Genomic DNA, 22422 nt, shown 5'->3' on the forward strand with positions numbered 1-22422 from the left:
TGCCCAGGCGGGTTACTACTCAGAGATGCCGGGAGAGCAGATAGTGCTCGACGGCGGTATATTCGGTTAACCGGGTATACAGCGCCAACAGGGCGCTGAGAAAAGCGCCTACCTCACAGGCCTGCGGCCTGGGCGTGGCGAGTAATTGCTGTAGCGTAGCTCTCAGTTGATCAAGGTCGGGCTTCAGCACATACGGTATATGCAGGGTGCTGAGGATGGTTTCAGTCTGCTGGAAATCATGACGAGATGGCAACGCCTCGTCTGCGCTTAGCCAGCTCAGGATAATCAACATGAGGCGATTTTTAGCGTAGAGATACGATTTCATGGCCTGTCTCCTGTCGGTAGTGGCGCAACACCATCCCCTGAACTTTGTTCATCAGTTCCACGTTATTTTTCACCGCCAGCTTGCTAAGGACGCGTGAACGGTAGTAGTAGACCCGTTTGATCGTGAGCTGCATGGTGCTGGCCACGTGACACAACGGCATTCCCCCCATCAGCAGGCTGATTAAAAAAGTTTCCTTACGGGTCAGGTTATAGCTGTCAGGTATGGCGATATAGAGCTTGTCGGCGGGGGGCGATGTCAAGCGCGGACCGCGGGCAAGGGCAGCGCTGAGCCCGGCAAAACTGGTGATGAACTCTGCGCCGAGCACAATGGCGAGGCTGCGTTCGAGCTCGCTCAACGGGTAGCCTGATTTGGCAAAAATAAAGATCCGGATCAGGGGATTAAACGATTTTAAACTGAGCGCGACCTGCAGTACTTCGATGCTGACGCTGCTGTAATCAATAAGGATGGTGCTTAGCCGGGCTCCGGCATCGGTCGCAAAAAAAGTATAGAACATCTCACTCTGTCCACTAAACGGGTAACAGAGTATTTCTTTAATATCCAGAGGCTTGCTGTTTGGTTCATTAATATACGCTTTCAGGGCAATATTAAAATATTCTGAATCCGCAATGCAGATCAACATAATGACCTCCTGGCATAAATACGCTGTGCATGCTGTCCTGCCTGATTCGACAATTTACTGTAGAGAATACCCACCTGAAATAACATACTCCCTGCGCTTTCAATCCAGGGGGGGAGAACGTGGGAGGAGGTGGTTAATAATGAGGGTGAGATAGTTAGATCGCATTTCTCGAATGTTTTTTAGAAAATAAAAAATAAAAATTACCTTTTATTTACAGTGAGTTGTGTTTTTATTGTGCGTCAGTTTTATTTCTTTTTCAAAGTGGTGTTAAGACTTTTCTATAAAAAGTAGAAATGGTCCTGGTGGCGAATTTGAATAATAAATAATGAAGTGAGTAGGATGTCAGTGCAGGGAAGGGGTTAAAAGATAACAGGTTAATCCAATGGACTGAGCATTAATAAATTGTACGTATAAAGTACGTCAGGGTATTTCCTGAACGATTCTCCATAAGCGTGGTGATGAGGAGTGAAGATGAAAAAATACAGCAGAGGAATGGCATCTTTCGTGGTGATGATGATGCTTTCTCCGGTAGCGGCACAGGCTGCTGATGGCAAAGTCACCTTTAATGGTGAAGTCATCGAAAATACTTGTACGGTAGTGAATAAAGACAAGACGGTAACCCTACCGACGGTCCAGCGTTCAGCGCTCAGCAGCGCGGGTGAAACGGCGGGCGTGGTTCCCTTCACCATCGATCTGACGAGCTGCACCCCAGGGGCTGATGTCTCGGTGTACTTCGAGAAAGATCAATACGTTTCCACGGAGGGTCGACTAAAAAACACTCTGTCTGACGGCACGGAAGCAGAAAACGTCGATGTGGAGCTGCTGAACACTCGGTTTACGCCGATTAACCTCGCGGAGACCCCGGCGGTCGCTGCAGACGGCACCATTGCTCGCCCGGACGTGATCCCGGTGGCGGTGGCTGAGCAGGATGGTTCCGCCTCGCTGCCTTTCTATGCCCGCTACTATGCGACCGACGCCGCTACGGCTGGAAAAGTCGCTACCTACGTCAACTTTACGGTGGTCTATCCGTAACCCCTGTCCACGGCCCCGTTCAGGGGCCGTTTATCCACCCGGCAAGGAGGAGGTGAATATGCGGCGTATGGTTCTGGCACTGCTGCTGTCCAGCTATTTACCCTCGGCGGACGCCAGCATGGTTATTGACGGCACACGGATTATTTTTTCCGGCGACAAAAAAGAGATCGCCGTCCGGGCCACCAATATGGGGGAGACCCCCTCTCTGACGCAGGTCTGGGTCGACGATGGCCGCGTGCAAAATCAACCGGAAAAGGATGCGGCGCCGTTTATTGTGCTGCCGCCGATTGTGCGCATCGAACCGGGAAAAGGCCAGAGCTGGCGCCTGGTGTTTAACGGCAGCCGCCTGCCGCAGGATCGGGAATCGCTGTTCTGGTTCAATCTTCTGGATATCCCACCTGAGCCGAAAAATGGCAAGACTGACAATTACCTGCAGCTCGCGATACGGTCGCGTATCAAGCTGTTTTACCGTCCGGCAGGCGTGGCGGCGGAAAAAATAGCCGCGGAAAAAGCCCTGAGCTGGGCGCTGGCTCCTACGGGCAACGGGCTGCGGGTGAGCAATGCCTCAGCGCGCTATATCACCATCGACAGCATCACCCTTAACGGAAAAAAACACGCTGCCGGCATGGTCGCCCCGTTTTCCTCGCTGGAGATCGCGCCTAAAGGGGTCGCGCTGCGCACGCTGCCAGCCAAATTCAGCTTCACCACCATCAATGATTACGGCGCGGTAGTGAATCATAATTATCCTCAGTAAGGACATTATTATGAAATTCAGGGAGATCAAGGTTGGGTTGATGCTGCTCCTTCCCTGGCAGGAGGCATGGGCGGCAGAGGCGTTTAGTTTTAACCGCGCCCATTTGCACGGCGCCGCGCAGGTTGATCTCCAGAAATATCAATACGGTAATCCACTACACGCCGGACAGTACCGCAGCACGCTCTCGGTGAATGGCCGGGACCTGGGGGAAGAAACGTTTGTTATCCAGGAACACGATGGCCAGCTTGAGCCCTGCATCTCACCCTCGCTGTTCGACGCTCTGCAGCTGAAGGATGCCCAGTGGCCAACCGCGGCCACCTGCCTGCGTTTTTCGCAGATCGATAAGGCGATCGGCTGGGAGTATGACAGCGGGGAAAACGTCCTGCGGGTAAATATGCCCCAGGCGCTGCTGCAACCCCATTATCGGGGGGCGGTGAACCTGAAAAAGGTGGATAGCGGCGTGCCCGCCGCGGTGCTGCGCTACCAGGCCAATAGCTATCAGAGCATCGTCGACGGGGACACCAGCAGCCATCATTATCTCGGGCTGGATGCCAGCCTGCGCGCCTTTGGCTGGCGGTTACATCACCAGTCCAGCTACCAGGCGCAGGAAGGGAATACGCACTGGGATAGCATTGCCACCTGGGCTGAGAGAAGTGTAGTGAACTGGGCGTCCACGTTACGGCTGGGTCAGGGATGGACCGACGGAACCTTCTTTGACAGCGTCAGTTTTATCGGCGGCAGGCTGGCTACCGATGTGCGCATGCTGCCGGGCTCTCGCCGCGGTTTTGCGCCGTCGGTCAGCGGCGTGGCGCGCACCAACGCCCGCGTAACGGTCACCCAGAACGGCGCTCTGTTGTACGAGGCAACGGTTCCGCCGGGCAAATTCACCTTCGACGATCTCTATCCCACCAACGCAGGCGGCGATTTACAGGTGACGATCCACGAGGCGGATGGCAGTCAGGACACCTTTACCGTGCCGTACGCCACGCTGCCTGGCCTGGTGCAGGCAGGCGCGGTCTATTATGATCTGTCGCTGGGCTATCTGGATGAGGACGGGATCGCCGGGCGGCCGGGATTTGGCGAAGCCACGCTGCAGTACGGCTTCAATGACTATATCAGCGGCTATACCGGCGCTAACGCGACGACAGATTATTACTCGACGCTGGTCGGCAGCGCCTTCAATACCTACTGGGGCGCGCTGGCGGTCGATCTTTCCCGTTCTGCGGCGAAGGGCAGGGAGCACGGCTGGCAGGAGGGCTACCGCTGGCGGGTGTCCGCATCAAAATCGTTTACATCCGATACGCGAATGCTGCTCTCGATGAGCCACAGCAACGACGGCAATTATCGCTCCATTCGCGATGCCGCCTGGGAGCACGACCGGCACCCCAACGACTGGCGGGAGATGACCCGCTACAGCGCGACGTTGTCTCAGCAGGCCGGCAGCGGCAGTCTGTCATTTAACGGAATCTGGAGTGAGGATGTCCGCCACCACCGCTGGCGCTCATATCAGCTGGGCTATGCCAACCGCTATGGTCAGCTCAATTATTATCTGTATGCCCAGCAGAGCCAGGATATCCATCACCGCAATAATCAGGTGGTGGGCGTCTCCTTTTCGCTGCCGTTCGGGCAGGCGGGCAGCCTGACCACCCGCTTTAACCACGATAAAAACTACGGCAGCCAGCTGCAGTCCAGCTATACCGGCAGCGCAGGCGAGAAAAACGCCTTCAGCTACGGTTTGACCGCCAGCTACGACATGCCGCGGGAGAACCCAAATGAAGCCAGCGTTGCGGCCAACGGTAGCCTGCGGACGGATTATGCGTACCTGAACGCCAGCGCCAGCGCCGGTCGCCATCAGCAGCAGTACTCGCTGGGGGCGTCGGGCGCCCTGGTAGCGCATCAGGGCGGCATGACCGCCACCCCCGAACTGGGGGAAACCTTCGCCATTGTGGAAGCGCCCGGCGCGGTGGGGGCCCGGGTGGCTAACCGCCTTGGACAGCCGATTAACCGCCAGGGTTTTACGATCATCCCTTACCTCGATCCCTTTACCGCTAACTGGCTGGATCTCGATCCGCAGGGTCTGAACGACCATGTGGAGATTGTCTCCAGCAGCACGACGGTGGTGCCCGATTCGGGCGCGGCGGTGAAGGTCAAATTTGTCACGCGTACCGGCTATGCCTGGTTTGCCCATGTCACGCTGCCGGATGGCGCGGCGCCCCCGCTGGGCGCGGAGGTGTTCGACGACAACGGTCGGGCGGTTGGCGCCGTCGGTCAGGGCGGGCTGCTGTATGCCCGGGTGCCGCAGGACCACGGCAGCGTCTCGGTAGTATGGGGCGAACGCAGCGGGCAACGCTGCCGGTTGGCCTATGCCATCCGCGACGACGCGGTGCAGCAGGTTAGCAGCGGCACGCCGCATCAGGTCTGCCGGCCGGGAATAAAGGAGAAGTAATATGAAAAAAATCATCGCATCAGGGGTACCTCTTCTGCTGGCCGGCGGGTACTGCGCTTCGCTGTCGGCAGCGTGTCAGATGGTCAGTGGCAAAACTATCGAGTATTCAGTGAACGTCAGCCAGGCCAGTATCAACCTTGACGTCAGCGATCTCCCCATCGGCTCCCTGCTATACAGCTACGGAGGGATGATTATCACTAATAACGAACGCTGGGAGATCGCCTGCAGCGGCAGCGAGCCCGGCGGGTTTCAGAGCATTGGCGGTTCCCGGGTCGGCCCGGCGGGAGACGGCAAGCCGGGGGATATCTACAGCATCGACCGCCTGCCGGGCATCGGCTACAGCTTTCAGATGGGGGAACAGGATGGCATTAATTTCGATCCCCTGTTCACGGCCTGGCCTTCCGCGCCGGTATTTTCCGGCCAGCGCGCATTTCAGGCGGAGAATAAAAAACCGACCATCTATTTCTGGCGGATTGCCGATAACGGCGGTCTACCGCTGCCGGGCGAATATTGCCTTAATGATTACCTTGGCGATATTTATCTTGGCGGAGTACAGGCGATGCGCTTCAGCGTCAGCGGGCTCTGTATTCAGGTCAAATCACCCACCTGCAAGATTACTGACGACAGTAAAAACATTAACGTCTTCCTCGGACGGCATAACAAAACCGCATTTACCGGGCTCAACAGCACCACCGCCCCGGTTCCTTTTAACATCAACCTGACGAACTGTGAAAATGTCGGCAGCGTGTTTATGCAGTTTAACGCGACGGTGGACAGCGCTGTCGCCGCCAACGAAGTGATTAAAATCGATGACCAACCTGAAGGGGCATCCGGACTTGGCGTGCAGATCCTCAGTGCCGGCGGCTCGCTGGTGCCGCTAAACCAGGTGAGCCAGGTCTGGTCCGGGAAAAAAGGCAGTCAGACGAACTATCGTTTATCCTATCAGGCCCGCTATATCCAGACGCAGCCCGCAGTGACTGCGGGCGAAGCGAACGCCAGCGCGACCTTCGTGGTGACTTATAACTGATCTGCCTGGCGGCGCGGCGCCGTCAGGCATGCGCCAGTAAAGGAAACATCAACTTCCTGTCTTTAAACAGGTTTTCCTTCTGGTCATAGACGAAGAGGATATCTTCTCCCTCTATCTTCTCATACTCGCCGAGCCGGTCTTCACTGGGGGTAAAACCGAGGATGGCCTGGTAAACGTGGTCATCGGCCAGTTCGTTGACCAGCGTCGACAGGCTCTTACCCACGTCGCAGAACAGATCAAAGCAGATCAGCACCGGACCGTTTTGCATGGCGATGACCACCGCCTCATTTTTTGCCGAGTAATAGACAAAATGCTTCATAAAGGCTGAGCAGTAAAACATCAGCAGGCCAAAGTTATGCTCCACCCGCAGCGGTGAGAACGGGTTGGATTTTTCATAGTAATGGCGGAGCAGGGCGACATCGTCAGGGCTGTCCATATCCAGTTTACGAAAATCACCGGCTCGCGGGGAGACCGGCATAATATATTGATACTCTTCGCTGCGGGTGAAGCCAAATTTGGGGTAAAAATCCACCGTGGTGGGATTGGCGAATAAAAAGAAGGCGTCCGCCTCCTGCTGCCAGTCCTGCAGGATGTGATGGATAAGCTGGCCGGCTAATCCCTTATTACGGTGGTCCGGCTCGGTCATCACGGTGCCAATCTGAATATAACGCCGGGGCTCGCCCTGCCAGCGCAGGTCGATGATGTTGGCCGAAGCGTTAGCGATAACTTTATTGCGTTCGACAAAAGCATAGGGGATATAGGCATCGGTCCAGTAACCTTGCTGATACCACTCTTCAAAAGACAGGTCAAAAGTCTTAACGGCAAGGTCAATGAAGCTTTTTCTTAATGGGTTATTTTCTCTGACTTGCTTCACTAATTGATAATTCATTGTCATAGTTCCTTCTCACAATGGCTTCTGAAAGCGGCGACGTCGGCAAAGGCACTTGCGTCGAATGAGCGCTGTAAACGTAGCATATCTGGGAAAAGGATCAGCAATGTCGATGCTTAACCTTTGCCCCAGTCACAAATAACCGCATGCTGACCGTGTCAGACCGGTCTGAACGGCCTGTTTGCATTCGCTACCGCCATAATAAAGCGTGAGTAAAAGAGGTATTGGTCGAGAGGCTGAGGCAAATGTACTGGCTATTTTATCGACAATCGGCCGAGCCGTAGAGGTTAGGTTTATTTATTTATGCATTAAACAGGAAATTTTACGCGTTGCGTCTAATAATAGAGTAGTCCCCAGCGTAAGGGCTGAATTTATCCTGGAATCGGCTTATAATAACGCGCTTTGTGATTGAGTATTACCGCACGAATTGGAAAAATACTACGTGCAGGATCCGCTACTTTATTTCGCGGTTTTTGCTCAGCTATTATTGAGTGAATTAACAGGATTACTATGTCAAATTTACCCAAATTTTCCCGCGCGCTGTTGCACCCGCGTTACTGGCTGTTGTGGTTGGGAATTGGCTTTTTGTGGCTGCTGGTGCAATTACCGTATCCGGTGATCTACCGTCTGGGAACGGCGCTTGGGCGGCTGGCAATGCGGGTGATGAAAAGCCGCGCGCGGATTGCCAGACGTAATCTCGAACTCTGCTTTCCCGAGATGAGCGCCGCCGATCGCGAGGCGCTGCTGGTGAAAAACTTTGAATCGCTGGGCATGGGGCTGATGGAGACCGGCATGGCCTGGTTCTGGCCGACGCACCGGGTAGCGCGCTGGACCGAGACCAGCGGCGTTAACGAGGTGGTGGAGCTTCTGGAAGAAAAGCAGGGCATTTTACTGATCGGTATCCATTTTCTGACCCTCGAAATGGGTGCGCGAATGTACGGCATGTTTACCCCAGGCATTGGCGTCTACCGGCCCAACGATAACCCGCTGATTGACTGGCTGCAAACCTGGGGACGCTTGCGCTCTAACAAGACCATGTTGGATCGAAAAAATCTGAAAGGGATGGTCAGGGCGCTAAAAGAGGGGGAAATTCTCTGGTACGCGCCGGATCATGACTACGGTCCGGCCAGCAGCGTCTTCGCCCCGCTGTTTGCCGTCGAACAGGCGGCGACCACCACCGGTACCTGGATGCTGGCGAAAATGTCCGGGGCGACGATTGTGCCGTTTGTTCCGCGGCGCAAGCCCAACGGCATGGGGTATGAATTGATTTCCCTGACGCCGGAGCGCACGCCGCCGCTGGCGAGCGCCGAGGTTACGGCGGCCTGGATGAATCAGATTATCGAACAGTGCATCCTGATGGCGCCCGAGCAATACATGTGGCTGCACCGGCGCTTTAAGACCCGCCCGGAAGGAGTACCGCCGCGTTACTGAACGCCTCGGCCAAAAAATAAGCGCATCGGTAGCACGCTTAGTAAATCGCCGTCTATACTGAAAGGGCCTGACTGAAGGCTAATTCCAAGGAGATTGCAGGATGAAAAAAGTGATAGTCGCGTTAGCCCTTTCCGCCGTTGCATTTGGCGCCTCCGCCGCGCAGTTGATTACCAAAGAAGAAGTGAAACACTTCAAACTGACCAAAGTCGGGCCGATCTCGGTGGGGCCGTCCGGTGGCGAATTCTCTTCGCCTTCCGATCTGCACGATCAGCTCTCCAAGCTGGCCGATGAGAAAGGCGGAAAGTACTACGTGATCACCGCTGCGCGTGAGCATGGCCCTAACTTTGAAGCCACAGCGGAAGTGTATAAATAACCTTTTTTAAAGCGTGCCGTATCGGCGCGCAACGCACTGAGCCTGGAGCGCGTTAAGCCTCCGGGCTTATTTTTTTCTGCTATCGGAATTGCCTTAGGCAATAGCGGCAGCGGAAATGCGTTTTTATCGCTATATATAGATTTCATGATCACGATGTTAATGAATTATTGCTTTTTATTATTAATAAAGAGCCAATTCCGGCCTAATGCCTGAGGGAGTGACCCCTGGCAAAAATAGGTAGGACAAATGTGTTATCATCGCGCCTTTCCCTTTTTGTCTGGGGCTTTCTTGTATGCTACAACCTGTTGTTCGCGTCGGTGAATGGCTGGTAACCCCCTCTGTAAACCAAATCAGCAGGAAGGGGCGCCAGCTTACCCTTGAACCGCGTTTAATCGATCTTCTGGTCTTTTTTGCCCGCCATCCGGGGGAAGTGCTTAGCCGGGACGAGCTTATCGAAAACGTCTGGACCCGGAACGTTGTGACCAGCCACGTCGTCACGCAGAGTATTTCTGAACTGCGCAAGTCGCTCAAAGACGGCGACGACGTTAGCCTTGAGTACATCGCGACGGTACCCAAACGGGGGTATAAGCTCACGGTGCCGGTGATCTGGTGCACCGAAGAGGGGGAGGAGCTAGCCCCGTCGATGGAGGCGCTGACGCCTTCGCCGTCGACCGCCGTTCCTGCGCCGCCGGCCGCCGGTGCGCCATCCGACGTCTCTGTCCCTCTCCCTGATGCCGCCGCGCCGCCACCGGCTCCTACCGTGGCCAGCGCGCCGTCAGGCCGCAAGCGCCTCACTACCGCCCTGGTGTGGGGGCTGTTCCTGTTGGCGCTGGGCACCTGCGTGGCGCTGGTGGCGCTGTCGAGCATGGAATCGCGGCCGCCGGTCAACAAGGCGCGTCTGCTGCTCAATCCGCGCGATATCGATATCCACCTGGTGAATGGCAACTCCTGCGCTAACTGGTCGTCGCAGCACTCCTACGCCGTAGGACTGGCCAGCCTGATCACCACCTCGCTGAACACCTTCTCGACCTTTATGGTGCATGACAAAACGGACTACAACATCAATGAACCAAGCAGTTCCGGCAAAACGCTGACCATTGAGTTCGTTAATCAGCGCCATTATCGGGCGCAGCAGTGCTTTATGTCGGTCCAGCTGGTGGACAACGCCGACAGCTCGACGATGCTGGATAAGCGCTACTTTGTGACCAACGATAACCAGCTGACCATCCAGAACGATCTGATGAACAGCCTGTCGGATGCCCTGGCGCAGCCGTGGCCGGCGCGAATGCAGGCGATGCTCAGGCAATATCAGCCCTCGCAAAGCGTGGCGTTAACCTATTTCTACCAGTCGCATCAGCTGTTAATGAAGGGCGATGTCGATTCATTAAGTAAGGCCAGTAGCCTGCTGGATGATGTGATTAAGCGGGCGCCGGATTTTATTTACGCCTATGCCGAAAAAACGCTGGTGGATGTATTGCGCCATTCGCAACAGCCGCTTGACGATAAACAGCTGGCCGCCCTCTACAGTGAATTCGAGCGGGTAGGGGCGATGCCGGGTATAAAAGACATGGCGATTTATTATCAAATAAAAGCGGTGGATTCATTGGGGAAGGGCAAAGTCGACGAAGCAAATACCGCAATTAATAGTGCGATTGATTTAGAGATGTCATGGCTAAATTATGTGCTGTTAGGGAAAGTCTATGAGATGAAAGGTGAGAACCGTCTGGCTGCCGATTCTTACATCACGGCGTTTAATTTACGTCCTGGCGAAGATACCCTGTACTGGATTGAAAATGGGGTTTTCCAGACATCGGTTAACCGAGTAGTTCCATATCTCGACAACTTTCTCTCTTCAGAATAAGTAAACCCTCATCATGTGCAAGGTTTTGGACATGGTGAGGTTAAATTTATGTTTCTCATGAAGCCTCTTGTTGTTATTTTTATTTAGCATTCAGGAGGCTTTAAATAACAGTCAGATAACACGTTCTCCTTCTTCTAACTCACTGTAATTCAACGATGTTTATCTTTTTATGACACCCTGTTGTCATTTTTATATGTTAAGCGAAAAAGGTCAAAATATCATTTGTCTGATGTTTGTTTTTATATCACTTTATCTTTAGGACTTATCTCGTACAAATCAGTAATCTTGTTGGCAGTTGGTCGGGTCAATTAATGGTTCTGTATCATGATCTGTACCTCCCAAATAAACTTAGGAGAAAAACAACCATGAGTTCTGCCAAGAAGATCGGGCTATTTGCCTGTACCGGTGTCGTCGCCGGTAATATGATGGGGAGCGGGATTGCATTATTACCTGCGAACCTGGCCAGCATCGGTGGTATTGCCATTTGGGGCTGGGTAATTTCAATTATTGGTGCGATGTCTCTGGCTTATGTTTATGCCCGACTGGCCACTAAAAACCCGCAGCAGGGCGGTCCTATTGCCTACGCTGGCGAAATATCTCCGGCATTCGGTTTCCAGACCGGTGTCCTTTATTATCATGCAAACTGGATTGGTAACCTGGCCATCGGGATTACCGCAGTTTCTTATCTCTCTACGTTCTTCCCAATTTTAAATAACCCGGTGCCAGCAGGTATTGCCTGTATTGCCATCGTGTGGATCTTTACTTTCGTTAATATGCTTGGCGGGACCTGGGTCAGCCGTCTGACCACCATTGGTCTGGTACTGGTGCTTATTCCGGTAGTCATGACCGCGGTCGTCGGCTGGCACTGGTTTGATGTCGCTACCTATCAGGCGAACTGGAATACCTCCAGCACCACCGATAGCCACGCGGTTATTAAAAGTATCCTGCTCTGCCTGTGGGCCTTCGTTGGCGTAGAATCCGCCGCCGTGAGTACCGGGATGGTGAAAAACCCGAAACGTACCGTGCCGCTGGCTACCATGCTGGGCACAGCGATGGCCGGTATCGTCTATATCGCCGCGACTCAGGTTATCGCCGGTATGTATCCTGCTTCTCAGATGGCCGCGTCCGGTGCGCCGTTCGCAATTAGCGCCTCTACCATCCTCGGCGGCTGGGCTGCACCGATGGTATCCGCTTTCACCGCCTTTGCCTGCCTGACTTCTCTGGGCTCGTGGATGATGCTGGTTGGCCAGGCCGGTGTACGTGCCGCCAACGACGGTAACTTCCCGAAAGTGTATGGCGAAGTTGATAACAACGGTATTCCGAAAAAAGGCCTGCTGCTGGCCGCAGTGAAAATGACCGCGCTGATGGTGCTGATTACCCTGATGAACTCCGCCGGTGGTAAAGCCTCTGACCTGTTCGGCGAACTGACCGGTATCGCGGTACTGCTGACCATGCTGCCTTACTTCTACTCCTGTGTTGACCTGATTCGTTTCGAAGGCATCAACATCCGTAACTTCGTTAGCCTGATTTGTTCGGTACTGGGTTGCGTGTTCTGCTTCATCGCGCTGATGGGCGCAAGCTCCTTCGAACTGGCCGGCACCTTCATCGTTAGCCTGATTATCCTGATGTTCTACGGTCGCAAAATGCACCAGCGCCAGAACAACGCATCGGATAACAACACCACCGCTAACGCGCACTAATCAGCAACCCGTTTTCCTGAGGCTCCTTCCATCACCTGTCATCACGCGACGGGAGGGGCTTTCTACATCTGGAGATTTGACTATGAACGTTATTGCAATCATGAATCACATGGGGGTTTACTTCAAAGAAGAACCCATCCGTGAACTGCATCGTGCTCTCGAACGCCTGGACTTCCGTATTGTCTACCCGAACGACCGTGACGACTTATTAAAACTTATTGAAAACAACTCTCGTCTGTGCGGCGTGATCTTCGACTGGGATAAATACAATCTCGAACTGTGCGAAGAAATCAGCAAAATGAACGAGTACATGCCGCTGTATGCGTTCGCTAACACCTACTCCACTCTGGACGTTAGCCTGAACGATCTGCGCATGCAGGTTCGCTTCTTCGAATATGCGCTGGGCGCTGCGGAAGATATCGCGAACAAAATCAAACAGAACACTGACGAATACATCGACACCATTCTGCCGCCGCTGACCAAAGCGCTGTTCAAATATGTCCGTGAAGGTAAATATACCTTCTGTACCCCAGGCCACATGGGCGGTACCGCGTTCCAGAAAAGCCCGGTAGGCAGCATCTTCTACGATTTCTTTGGCTCCAACACCATGAAATCCGATATCTCCATTTCGGTTTCTGAACTGGGTTCCCTGCTGGACCACAGCGGCCCGCACAAAGAAGCGGAAGAGTATATCGCTCGCGTGTTTAACGCAGAACGCAGCTACATGGTGACCAACGGTACTTCTACCGCTAACAAAATCGTCGGCATGTACTCCGCGCCGGCCGGCAGCACCGTGCTGATTGACCGTAACTGCCACAAATCGCTGACTCACCTGATGATGATGAGCGACATTACGCCGATCTACTTCCGTCCGACCCGTAACGCCTACGGTATCCTCGGCGGTATTCCGCAGAGCGAATTCCAGCACGCGACTATCGCCAAGCGTGTGAAAGAGACGCCGAATGCGACCTGGCCGGTACACGCGGTTATCACCAACTCAACCTATGATGGTCTGCTGTACAACACCGACTTCATCAAGAAAACCCTGGATGTGAAATCCATCCACTTTGACTCCGCGTGGGTGCCTTACACCAACTTCTCGCCGATCTATGAAGGCAAATGCGGGATGAGCGGCGGCCGCGTCGAAGGGAAAGTGATTTATGAAACCCAGTCCACGCACAAACTGCTGGCGGCGTTCTCCCAGGCGTCGATGATCCATGTGAAAGGCGACGTAAACGAAGAGACCTTCAACGAAGCCTACATGATGCACACCACCACCTCTCCACACTACGGGATCGTGGCCTCCACCGAAACCGCGGCGGCGATGATGAAGGGGAACGCTGGTAAGCGTCTGATCGACGGCTCTATTGAACGTTCCATCAAGTTCCGTAAAGAGATCAAACGTCTGAAAGGCGAGTCTGACGGCTGGTTCTTCGACGTCTGGCAGCCGGAGCATATCGATGGTCCTGAATGCTGGCCGCTGCGTTCCGACAGCGCATGGCACGGTTTCAAAAACATCGATAATGAACACATGTACCTCGACCCGATCAAAGTCACGCTGCTGACTCCGGGGATGAAGAAAGACGGCACCATGGATGACTTCGGTATTCCGGCAAGCATCGTGGCGAAATACCTCGACGAACACGGCATCGTGGTAGAGAAAACCGGTCCGTACAACCTGCTGTTCCTGTTCAGTATCGGTATCGATAAGACTAAAGCGCTGAGCCTGCTGCGTGCGCTGACCGACTTCAAACGCGCGTTCGACCTGAACCTGCGGGTGAAAAACATGCTGCCGTCGCTGTACCGTGAAGATCCTGAATTCTATGAAAACATGCGTATTCAGGACCTCGCGCAGAACATTCACAAACTGATTGAGCATCACAACCTGCCGGATCTGATGTTCCGCGCGTTTGAAGTGCTGCCATCGATGGTGATGACCCCGTATGCCGCGTTCCAGAAAGAGCTGCACGGTCAGACGGAAGAAGTGTATCTCGAAGAGATGGTCGGCCGCGTCAACGCCAACATGATCCTGCCGTATCCTCCGGGAGTGCCGCTGGTGATGCCGGGTGAGATGATCACCGAAGAGAGCCGTCCGGTGCTGGAGTTCCTGCAGATGCTGTGCGAAATCGGCGCCCACTATCCAGGCTTCGAAACCGATATCCACGGCGCCTATCGTCAGGCGGATGGTCGTTACACCGTTAAAGTGCTGAAAGAAGAGAATAACAAGTAATAGACGCACACCAGGGAAGTGGCTTGCCACTTCCCTTTTTCACGCTGCAAGGAGAACACATGAAAACACCCTCACAGCCGCGCGCGATTTACTACATCGTTGCGATCCAGATCTGGGAGTACTTCAGCTTTTACGGCATGCGCGCCTTACTCATCCTTTACCTTACCCACCAGCTTGGCTTCGACGACAGCCACGCCATCAGCCTGTTCAGCGCTTACGCATCTCTGGTTTACGTTACCCCTATTCTCGGCGGCTGGCTTGCCGACCGCCTGCTCGGCAACCGCACGGCGGTAATTGCCGGGGCGCTGTTGATGACCCTCGGCCATGTGGTGCTGGGCGTTGAGTCGACCTCCGCATGGAGTTTGTACGTCGCGCTGGCGATCATCATCTGCGGCTACGGCCTGTTTAAATCCAATATCAGCTGCCTGCTCGGCGAACTGTACGCTCACGACGACCCGCGTCGCGACGGCGGTTTCTCGCTGCTGTACGCCGCCGGCAACGTCGGCTCGATTGCCGCGCCCATCGCCTGCGGACTGGCGGCGCAGTGGTACGGCTGGCATATCGGCTTCGCCCTTGCGGGGATCGGTATGTTTATCGGCCTGATGATTTTCTTAAGCGGCAGCCGCCACTTCCGGCATACCCGCGGCGTCGATAAACCGGCGCTGCGGGCGGTGAAGTTCGTGCTGCCGACCTGGGGCTGGCTGCTGGTGATGCTCTGCCTGGCGCCGGTATTTTTCACGCTGCTGCTGCAAAACAACTGGTCCGGCTATCTGCTGGCGATCGTCTGCCTGTTCGCCGCCCAGATGGTGGCGCGGATCATGATCAAAGCCCCGGAGCATCGTCGCGCGCTGTGGCAGATCGTCCTGCTGATGCTCGCCGGAACGTTGTTCTGGGTGCTGGCGCAGCAGGGCGGAAGCTCGATTAGCCTGTTTATCGACCACTTCGTCAATCGTCGTCTGCTGAACTGGGACGTGCCGACCGCGCTGTTCCAGTCAGTTAACGCGATAGCGGTGATGGCGGCCGGCGTGGTGCTGGCGTGGCTGATGCGCCCGGAAGGCAGCGTGCGTTCTGTGCTGCGCGTCTGGCTGAAATTTTCTTTCGGCCTGCTGCTGATGGGCGGCGGCTTTATGCTGCTGGCGCTCAATGCCCGCCATGGCGCGGCTGACGGTCAGGCCTCAATGGGCATGATGGTCGCCGGGCTGGCGATGATGGGCTTTGCCGAACTGTTTATCGACCCGGTGGCGATGGCGCAAATCACCCGTCTGAACATGCCCGGCGTCACCGGCGTATTGACCGGCATTTATATGCTGGCCACCGGCGCGGTGGCCAACTGGCTGGCGGGCGTGGTCGCCCAGCAAACCACCGAATCGCAAATCAGCGATACGGCGATTGCCGCCTATCAGCATTTCTTCGCGCAGATGGGCGAATGGACCCTTGGCTGCGTGGCGGTGATGGTCATTATCGCCTTTGCCGCGGCCTGTAGCGTCGGCAAACGTCGTGCGGCTGCCGGTGAAATTACCGGCGGCGGCGCCTGACGCTCGTCCCGGCTCGTGGCGTAAACACCTTGTCCGGGCCGCGATTCGTAGCCCCGGTAAGCGCAGCGCGACCGGGGACATTACCTCAACAGCGGAGCGCGAAGTCGCTCCTTGCACAGCTTAGTGAACAGGAGGAGGATATTCTGGCATGCGCGGAGGCCAACGATAAAAAATACCGTTACTGAAGCCATAGCTGAGTGAGATCAGCTTGGAGTGAATCCAGGATCGTTAAGATTGTGCTCTGGTGTCTTCCCAGAGACAGGCCGCGCGGAAGGGTGACCTGGTTCAATTTATCGAAGCTAGTTTGAAAGCAAGGTTATGAGGAATCCATATGTCTGAACAACAAGCACAAGGTGCCGATGAGGCCATTGACCTTAATAATGAACTGAAAGCTCGTCGCGAAAAACTGGCTGCGCTGCGTGAGCAGGGCGTAGCTTTCCCCAACGATTTCCGTCGCGATCATACCTCTGACCAATTGCATGCTGAATTCGATGCGAAGGACAACGATGAACTCGCTTCCCTGAACGTTGAAGTTGCGGTGGCTGGTCGGATGATGACCCGTCGCGTGATGGGCAAAGCCTCCTTCGTCACCCTCCAGGACGTCGGCGGCCGCATTCAGCTGTACGTGGCGCGCGATGACCTGCCGGAAGGCGTCTACAACGAACAGTTTAAGAAATGGGACCTCGGCGATATCATCGCCGCCCGCGGCAAGCTGTTCAAAACGCAAACCGGCGAACTCTCGATCCACTGCACCGAGCTGCGCCTGCTGACCAAAGCCCTGCGCCCGCTGCCGGATAAATTCCACGGCCTGCAGGATCAGGAAGTTCGCTATCGCCAGCGCTATCTGGATCTGATCGCCAACGAAGAGTCGCGTCATACGTTCCGTATCCGTTCGCAGATCCTCGCCACCATGCGCCAGTTCATGGTGGCTCGCGGCTTTATGGAAGTCGAAACGCCGATGATGCAGGTGATCCCAGGCGGGGCGTCCGCCCGTCCGTTCATCACCCATCACAACGCGCTGGATCTGGATATGTACCTGCGCATCGCGCCGGAACTGTATCTGAAACGTCTGGTGGTTGGCGGTTTTGAACGCGTGTTTGAAATCAACCGCAACTTCCGCAACGAAGGGATCTCGGTACGCCATAACCCAGAGTTCACCATGATGGAACTGTATATGGCGTATGCGGACTACAAAGACCTGATCGAACTGACCGAGTCGCTGTTCCGCACCCTGGCGCAGACGGTGCTGGGCAAAACCGAAGTGCCGTATGGCGACCAGGTGTTTGATTTCGGCAAGCCGTTTGAAAAACTGACCATGCGGGAAGCGATCAAGAAACACCGTCCGGAAACCAACATGGCGGATCTGGATAACTTCGACGCGGCGAAAGCGCTGGCGGAATCTATCGGTATTCAGGTAGAGAAAAGCTGGGGGCTGGGACGCATAGTTACCGAAATCTTTGACGAAGTGGCGGAAGCGCATCTGATTCAGCCGACCTTCATCACCGAATACCCGGCGGAAGTTTCTCCGCTGGCGCGCCGTAACGACGTCAACCCGGAAATCACTGACCGCTTTGAATTCTTCATCGGCGGCCGCGAAATCGGTAACGGTTTCAGCGAGCTGAACGATGCCGAAGACCAGGCGCAGCGCTTCCAGGATCAGGTGAACGCCAAAGCGGCGGGCGATGACGAAGCGATGTTCTATGACGAAGACTACGTGACCGCCCTCGAGTACGGCCTGCCGCCGACCGCGGGTCTGGGTATTGGTATCGACCGCATGGTGATGCTGTTTACCAACAGCCATACCATCCGCGACGTGATCCTCTTCCCGGCCATGCGTCCGCAGAAGTAATCCATTGCACTCCCTCCCGGCCTGCGCCGGGAGGTTCTCCCTGCATTATCCCCGGCCTGTCGGCAGAGCGATGTTATTACAGGACTTTTTGCAGGGAGCCGCGCTGTCTGCCGTTTGCCCATACGCCGTTAAAGGCGTCGTTCAGCGTAAAGGCTGAGCTTTTCACCCGGAAGGTCAGTTTACCCTGGCTGGCTTTCGCCTCCTCGACCAGATGACCATGGGTTTTCACCGTTTTAGCGGTGACGGTAATCTCATCAATTTTATCGCCATACTCCGTATAAACATACCAGGTGCCCACCCAGGGGCCGAAGCCGCTGCTGGCGTGCTGCGCGGCGGCGGCATTCTCGGCTTTGGTTTTATGAATATCGCAGGTGGTCCCATCGGTCATCTGCGTGCAGCCGGAACGTTCAAGCTGTTCCCGGTATTTCGCGCTAATGGCGTGGGCCGGCGCGGCGGCGACCAGCGCCAGGGTGAGGGTGGTGAAAAGCCAGGTCTTATTCATCTTATTGTTTCTCATCGCGATAGCGGCGTGCCGGGCCATAGAGAGGGATACACGTTGGTGTATTCTCCCGTTGGCGTCAGAATAAAATAACCCAACCAGTCCTGATAAGTAATTAGCAAGACGCTGTGGGGTTATTTATTAGTAAAGCATCAAAGTTTCATGCTTATTTCGCAAGCCAACCTTCCCACTGCGTGTCATATTATTGCAGAGAGAATGTTAATTATTTGATGTTTTAAAAGCGGCTATGTGTCATTCAGGCAAATAACAGCAGGCCTGTCCTTGGCGCACGGCAAAAGCCCGCTCTGGTGCGGTGTTGAGTTTTTTTCATATTGCTATCATCATATTTCGAATGAAAGGGATAACCTCTGAAGCGGGTTATTAAGCCAGTAATTTTTATCCGCAAAATAAGCCGGCGGCAAGCATTATTTCCATTTATTTTTCAGGGTTACCTGAAATAGCGAATATACCGCCAGTGCAATGATGGATTTCCATCATTTCTCCGTTTTCATCGTCGGTCGTCACCTGCTTATAGTGACGCCAGACAAGACCACAGGGTGGAAAGGAGAACAAGATGGCGACAGAGCAACTGCGGTGGGGCGTGAGCCCCCTGTGCTGGACCAACGATGTACTCGAGGATTTAGGCGGTGATATTCCCCTGGATACCTGCCTGCGCGAGGCGCGGGAGGCGGGCTATCAGGGCATTGAGTTAGGACGGAAATTTCCCCGCCAGGCATCAACCCTGGGCCCGCTGCTGGCGGCGGCTGACCTGCGCCTGGCGTCCGGCTGGTACAGCGGCATGCTGGCCGACCGCAGCGTGGAAGCGGAGCTGGAGGCGGTGCGGGAGCACGCCCAGCTTCTCCGGCAGCTCGGCGCGAAGGTGATGGTTTACGGCGAATGCGGGCAACTGCCAGGTGAAACCCCGCTTGATGAGCCTATTTCGCTCTCGCCGCCGTTAAGCCGCGTCAGCCTGGCGGCGTATTGCCACAAGCTGAATACCTTTGCTGACCTGCTGCTGCGCGACTATGACCTCCAGCTGGCCTATCACCATCATCTGATGATGCTGGTGGAGCACGATGACGAGCTGGAGCGGTTTCTGTCTCACACCCATGACAACGTCGGGCTGGCGTTTGATACCGGGCACGCCTTTGTCGCCGGGGTCGAGATCCCGCGCGTACTGCACAAATATGGCCACCGTATCCGCCATCTGCATCTGAAAGACGTGCGTCCCCAGGTGCTGGGGCGTCTGTATCGGGAAAACCTGAGCTTTAACGAGGCGGTGCGCGCCGGGCTGTTTACCATCCCAGGCGACGGCTGCATCGACTATGCGCCGATCCTCGACTTTGTCCGGGACAGCGACTACCGCGGCTGGCTGATTATCGAAGCCGAGCAGGACCCGGCGATGGCGCCGCCGCTGGCCACCGCCAGCCGCGCCTATGCCTGGCTGGCGCACCATTTATCTTCCCCTTCATCGTCAGAGGAGTATGCATCATGAGCGCGCGGTTAAATATCGGCCTTATCGGCTCAGGTTTTATGGGGCAGGCACACGCTGACGCTTACCGTCGCGCGGCGATGTTCTATCCCGATCTGCCCAAGCGCCCGCATCTCTACGCGCTGGCGGATCAGGATCAGGCGATGGCCGAACGCCACGCGGCGAAACTGGGGGCGGAAAAGGCCTACGGCGACTGGCGCGAGCTGGTAAACGATCCGCAGGTTGATGTGGTGGATATCACCTCGCCGAACCATCTGCACTACACAATGGCGATGGCGGCGATCGCGGCGGGTAAACATGTCTATTGCGAGAAGCCGCTGGCGGTCAATGAGCAGCAGGCGCAGGAGATGGCGCAGGCGGCACGGCGCGCGGGGGTGAAGACCATGGTGGCCTTTAACAACATCAAAACGCCGGCGGCGCTGCTGGCAAAGCAGATTATCGCCCGGGGAGATATTGGCGAACCGGTGCGCTTTCGCGGCACCTTTGATCAGGGGTTTTATAACGACCCGAACCTGCCCTGGTCCTGGCGCTGCTCGAAAACCCTCGGCGGCAGCGGGGCGCTTGGCGACCTCGGCGCCCATACCCTGTCCGTCGCCCAGTTTTTGCTGGGCGGGATCCGTGAAGTGACCGCCAGCGCGCAAACCTGCCTGCGCCAGCGTCCGGTGCCGCAGACCGATGCCGGGTATGCCAGCCGGGTCGCGGTCGATGCCGAGTGGCGGGAAGTGGAAAATGACGATCAGGTTCAGTGCCTGGTCAATTTCGACAGCGGCGCCGCGGGGGTGATTGAGGCCTCGCGCATCGCCGCCGGGCGGATCTTCGGCGTGTTCTGGGAGGTCTCCGGCACCGAAGGCACGCTGTATATGGACGGGGAGCGCTTTAACGAGCTGCAGGTCTATCGCTTCAACGATGATAAACATGACCGCGGCTTTAAGACGCTGTATGCCGGGAGCCAGATCCCGGCCTATGCCGGCTTCTTCGGCTTCGATTTTGGCGGCGGCGGGCTGGGCTATTTTGACGTCAAGGTGATCGAAGTGCATGACCTGGTGCAGGGGATTTGCGGGGAGGGCGACTGCTATCCCAACTTTGAATTTGGTTTGCAGAATCAGCGCGTGCTGTCGGCGATTGAAGCCTCGATGGCCAGCCGTCGCTGGGTGAACGTGGTTAAAGACTAAGGAGCCGCTATGTTTCCGTCACACTTACCAACCCCGCGCCGCCCGGCGGCGCAGAGCATTCCCATCCTGCGCTGGGGCATTATCGGTCCTGGCTGGATCGCCGAGCGCTTTGTGCACTCATTGAAAACCTACAGCCGGCAGCAGGTGGTGGCGGTGGTTTCCCGCAGCCAGGCGAAGGCCGACCGGGTGGCCGCGGAATGGGGGATCCCCCAGGCTTACGGCCAGGTGGAGGAGATGCTGGCGCGTCCGGATATTGATGCGGTGTATATTGCGACGCCGCACAACCATCACTTTCCCGACGGCATGCAGGCGCTGAAGGCGGGCAAACACGTGCTGATAGAGAAACCCTTCGCCCTCAACCTCGGCGAAGGGCGTGAGCTGCAGGCCGAAGCCGCCCGCCAGGAGAAGCTGGCGCTGGAGGCAATGTGGTGCGATTACGCGCCGAAATATGATGTGATCCGCCAGCTGCTGGAGGATGGGGCGCTCGGCGACCTGCATACCCTGCTGGCCGATCACGGCGAGTATTTCACCCGCGACCACCGCATCTTCAATGCCGATCTTGCCGGCGGGCCGATGATGGACCTCGGCAGCTATGTGACCTCGTTTGCGCTGATGGTGGGCGGCATGCCGCAGGAGATTGTCGCCCGCGGCAGCGCCACGGCGGAGGGGCTGAACGGTCAGACGTCGATGCTGTTTAGCTGGCAGAACGGGATGCAGGGGTTGTTAAACACCACTTTGTTCAGCAACACGCCGGGCGGGGCGGTGGTGGCCGGACGCCAGGCGACCCTGACGATCGACGGCCAGTTTTACGCCCCCGGCGGCTTCACGCTCGCCGCCAGCCAGGGCGGGCAGGTGCTGCGCTGGGAAGAGCCGCGCAATCGCTACGACCAGCTGTTCTGGCAGGCGGAGCATTTTGCCTGGTGCATCGGACAGGGGGTGCAGGACTCGCCGCTGCGGCCGCTCAGTCGGGTGCTGCAGAATCTGCAGGTGATGGATGAGGTGCGGCGCCAGGTGGGCGCGGTGTTTAACGAAGAACGTTAAGGAGCCGGCCGGGCATTGGTTTGCAGATAGCGCGAGCGTATTTGCCATTGCCCGGCAAAAGGACGCGTACGATGCCTGATGTCTGTTGCCCGGCGGCGCTGTGCTTGCACGGGCCTGGGATATCTA

The 22422-nt window shown here is 56.0% G+C and carries 18 protein-coding genes; 14 read left to right on the forward strand and 4 right to left on the reverse strand.

Features of this window, described 5'->3' with window-relative positions; translation table 11 throughout:
- Positions 1-19 precede the first annotated feature (19 nt).
- Both KPHS_12980 and KPHS_12990 read right to left on the reverse strand, forming a co-directional pair.
- Complete coding sequence (locus KPHS_12980; RefSeq protein ID YP_005225598.1) at positions 20-325, reverse strand: hypothetical protein; 306 nt, start codon at positions 323-325, stop codon at positions 20-22.
- Complete coding sequence (locus KPHS_12990; RefSeq protein YP_005225599.1) at positions 303-965, reverse strand: two-component regulatory system response regulator; 663 nt, start codon at positions 963-965, stop codon at positions 303-305. Before KPHS_12990 ends, KPHS_12980 begins: the two co-directional genes overlap by 23 nt.
- Positions 966-1436: 471 nt before the next feature.
- Between KPHS_12990 and KPHS_13000 the strand changes: the two genes are divergently transcribed.
- Genes KPHS_13000 through KPHS_13030 form a run of 4 tightly spaced genes read left to right on the forward strand, consistent with a single transcriptional unit; the run spans position 1437 to position 6224 of the window.
- Positions 1437-1997: a fimbrial protein gene (locus tag KPHS_13000; protein YP_005225600.1), complete on the forward strand. Its 561-nt coding sequence runs from the start codon at positions 1437-1439 to the stop codon at positions 1995-1997.
- 58 nt (positions 1998-2055) lie between these two features.
- Positions 2056-2751: a pilin chaperone gene (locus KPHS_13010; RefSeq protein YP_005225601.1), complete on the forward strand. Its 696-nt coding sequence runs from the start codon at positions 2056-2058 to the stop codon at positions 2749-2751.
- 10 nt (positions 2752-2761) lie between these two features.
- Positions 2762-5197: a putative outer membrane protein gene (locus KPHS_13020; protein ID YP_005225602.1), complete on the forward strand. Its 2436-nt coding sequence runs from the start codon at positions 2762-2764 to the stop codon at positions 5195-5197.
- A 1-nt stretch (position 5198) separates the two neighbouring features.
- Positions 5199-6224 (forward strand): putative fimbrial biogenesis outer membrane usher protein, encoded by a 1026-nt coding sequence (locus tag KPHS_13030; RefSeq protein ID YP_005225603.1) that lies wholly within the window; start codon positions 5199-5201, stop codon positions 6222-6224.
- A 22-nt stretch (positions 6225-6246) separates the two neighbouring features.
- Here KPHS_13030 and KPHS_13040 read toward each other — a convergent pair whose 3' ends face one another.
- The gene (locus KPHS_13040) at positions 6247-7113 is read right to left on the reverse strand and encodes a GNAT family acetyltransferase (RefSeq protein YP_005225604.1); all 867 of its coding nucleotides are present in this window, start codon (positions 7111-7113) and stop codon (positions 6247-6249) included.
- Between the two features lie 510 nt (positions 7114-7623).
- On the opposite strand from KPHS_13040, the gene KPHS_13050 reads away from it, so the two are divergent.
- The 7 genes from KPHS_13050 (at position 7624) to KPHS_13110 (ending at position 18092) form a co-directional block, all read left to right on the forward strand.
- Positions 7624-8544, forward strand: coding sequence for a lipid A biosynthesis lauroyl acyltransferase (locus tag KPHS_13050; protein YP_005225605.1), 921 nt, complete (start codon positions 7624-7626; stop codon positions 8542-8544).
- Between the two features lie 100 nt (positions 8545-8644).
- Complete coding sequence (locus tag KPHS_13060) at positions 8645-8917, forward strand: DUF1471 domain-containing protein (protein ID YP_005225606.1); 273 nt, start codon at positions 8645-8647, stop codon at positions 8915-8917.
- A 292-nt stretch (positions 8918-9209) separates the two neighbouring features.
- Entirely contained in the window at positions 9210-10778 is a 1569-nt protein-coding gene (locus KPHS_13070) for a transcriptional activator of cad operon (RefSeq protein ID YP_005225607.1), read from the forward strand.
- Between the two features lie 365 nt (positions 10779-11143).
- Positions 11144-12478: an arginine/agmatine antiporter gene (locus KPHS_13080; RefSeq protein YP_005225608.1), complete on the forward strand. Its 1335-nt coding sequence runs from the start codon at positions 11144-11146 to the stop codon at positions 12476-12478.
- 82 nt (positions 12479-12560) lie between these two features.
- The gene (locus tag KPHS_13090) at positions 12561-14708 is read left to right on the forward strand and encodes a lysine decarboxylase 1 (RefSeq protein ID YP_005225609.1); all 2148 of its coding nucleotides are present in this window, start codon (positions 12561-12563) and stop codon (positions 14706-14708) included.
- Between the two features lie 59 nt (positions 14709-14767).
- Positions 14768-16243 carry a di-/tripeptide transport protein gene (locus KPHS_13100; protein YP_005225610.1) on the forward strand — a complete coding sequence of 492 codons (1476 nt, stop codon included), beginning with the start codon at positions 14768-14770 and terminating at the stop codon, positions 16241-16243.
- A 331-nt stretch (positions 16244-16574) separates the two neighbouring features.
- On the forward strand, positions 16575-18092 hold the full coding sequence (locus KPHS_13110) for a lysyl-tRNA synthetase (RefSeq protein YP_005225611.1): 1518 nt from the start codon (positions 16575-16577) through the stop codon (positions 18090-18092).
- A gap of 76 nt (positions 18093-18168) precedes the next feature.
- On the opposite strand, the gene KPHS_13120 is transcribed toward KPHS_13110, so the two are convergent.
- On the reverse strand, positions 18169-18594 hold the full coding sequence (locus KPHS_13120; protein YP_005225612.1) for a hypothetical protein: 426 nt from the start codon (positions 18592-18594) through the stop codon (positions 18169-18171).
- Positions 18595-19165: 571 nt separating this feature from the next.
- On the opposite strand from KPHS_13120, the gene KPHS_13130 reads away from it, so the two are divergent.
- From KPHS_13130 to KPHS_13150, 3 genes are read left to right on the forward strand one after another with little or no spacing between them, the layout of a single operon-like run.
- Positions 19166-20086 (forward strand): myo-inosose-2 dehydratase, encoded by a 921-nt coding sequence (locus tag KPHS_13130; RefSeq protein YP_005225613.1) that lies wholly within the window; start codon positions 19166-19168, stop codon positions 20084-20086.
- Positions 20083-21255 carry a gfo/Idh/MocA family oxidoreductase gene (locus KPHS_13140; protein YP_005225614.1) on the forward strand — a complete coding sequence of 391 codons (1173 nt, stop codon included), beginning with the start codon at positions 20083-20085 and terminating at the stop codon, positions 21253-21255. The genes KPHS_13130 and KPHS_13140 overlap by 4 nt, the downstream gene beginning before the upstream one ends.
- Positions 21256-21264: 9 nt before the next feature.
- Positions 21265-22296, forward strand: coding sequence for a putative oxidoreductase (locus tag KPHS_13150; protein ID YP_005225615.1), 1032 nt, complete (start codon positions 21265-21267; stop codon positions 22294-22296).
- The last annotated feature ends 126 nt before the right edge of the window (positions 22297-22422 follow it).

The sequence above is a fragment of the Klebsiella pneumoniae subsp. pneumoniae HS11286 genome (genome assembly GCF_000240185.1).
Classification (GTDB): Bacteria; Pseudomonadota; Gammaproteobacteria; order Enterobacterales; family Enterobacteriaceae; genus Klebsiella; species Klebsiella pneumoniae.

What these genes read in the sequence shown, in the direction of transcription:
- KPHS_13110 (YP_005225611.1), top strand. Translation starts at nt 16,575, where the DNA reads ATGTCTGAACAACAAGCACAAGGTGCCGATGAGGCCATTGACCTTAAT.
- KPHS_13090 (YP_005225609.1), top strand. Translation starts at nt 12,561, where the DNA reads ATGAACGTTATTGCAATCATGAATCACATGGGGGTTTACTTCAAAGAA.
- KPHS_13050 (YP_005225605.1), top strand. Translation starts at nt 7,624, where the DNA reads ATGTCAAATTTACCCAAATTTTCCCGCGCGCTGTTGCACCCGCGTTAC.
- KPHS_13010 (YP_005225601.1), top strand. Translation starts at nt 2,056, where the DNA reads ATGCGGCGTATGGTTCTGGCACTGCTGCTGTCCAGCTATTTACCCTCG.
- KPHS_13130 (YP_005225613.1), top strand. Translation starts at nt 19,166, where the DNA reads ATGGCGACAGAGCAACTGCGGTGGGGCGTGAGCCCCCTGTGCTGGACC.
- KPHS_13040 (YP_005225604.1), bottom strand. Translation starts at nt 7,113, where the DNA reads ATGAATTATCAATTAGTGAAGCAAGTCAGAGAAAATAACCCATTAAGA.
- KPHS_13020 (YP_005225602.1), top strand. Translation starts at nt 2,762, where the DNA reads ATGAAATTCAGGGAGATCAAGGTTGGGTTGATGCTGCTCCTTCCCTGG.
- KPHS_13140 (YP_005225614.1), top strand. Translation starts at nt 20,083, where the DNA reads ATGAGCGCGCGGTTAAATATCGGCCTTATCGGCTCAGGTTTTATGGGG.
- KPHS_13000 (YP_005225600.1), top strand. Translation starts at nt 1,437, where the DNA reads ATGAAAAAATACAGCAGAGGAATGGCATCTTTCGTGGTGATGATGATG.
- KPHS_12980 (YP_005225598.1), bottom strand. Translation starts at nt 325, where the DNA reads ATGAAATCGTATCTCTACGCTAAAAATCGCCTCATGTTGATTATCCTG.
- KPHS_13150 (YP_005225615.1), top strand. Translation starts at nt 21,265, where the DNA reads ATGTTTCCGTCACACTTACCAACCCCGCGCCGCCCGGCGGCGCAGAGC.
- KPHS_13060 (YP_005225606.1), top strand. Translation starts at nt 8,645, where the DNA reads ATGAAAAAAGTGATAGTCGCGTTAGCCCTTTCCGCCGTTGCATTTGGC.
- KPHS_13080 (YP_005225608.1), top strand. Translation starts at nt 11,144, where the DNA reads ATGAGTTCTGCCAAGAAGATCGGGCTATTTGCCTGTACCGGTGTCGTC.
- KPHS_13120 (YP_005225612.1), bottom strand. Translation starts at nt 18,594, where the DNA reads ATGAATAAGACCTGGCTTTTCACCACCCTCACCCTGGCGCTGGTCGCC.
- KPHS_13070 (YP_005225607.1), top strand. Translation starts at nt 9,210, where the DNA reads ATGCTACAACCTGTTGTTCGCGTCGGTGAATGGCTGGTAACCCCCTCT.
- KPHS_13100 (YP_005225610.1), top strand. Translation starts at nt 14,768, where the DNA reads ATGAAAACACCCTCACAGCCGCGCGCGATTTACTACATCGTTGCGATC.
- KPHS_12990 (YP_005225599.1), bottom strand. Translation starts at nt 965, where the DNA reads ATGTTGATCTGCATTGCGGATTCAGAATATTTTAATATTGCCCTGAAA.
- KPHS_13030 (YP_005225603.1), top strand. Translation starts at nt 5,199, where the DNA reads ATGAAAAAAATCATCGCATCAGGGGTACCTCTTCTGCTGGCCGGCGGG.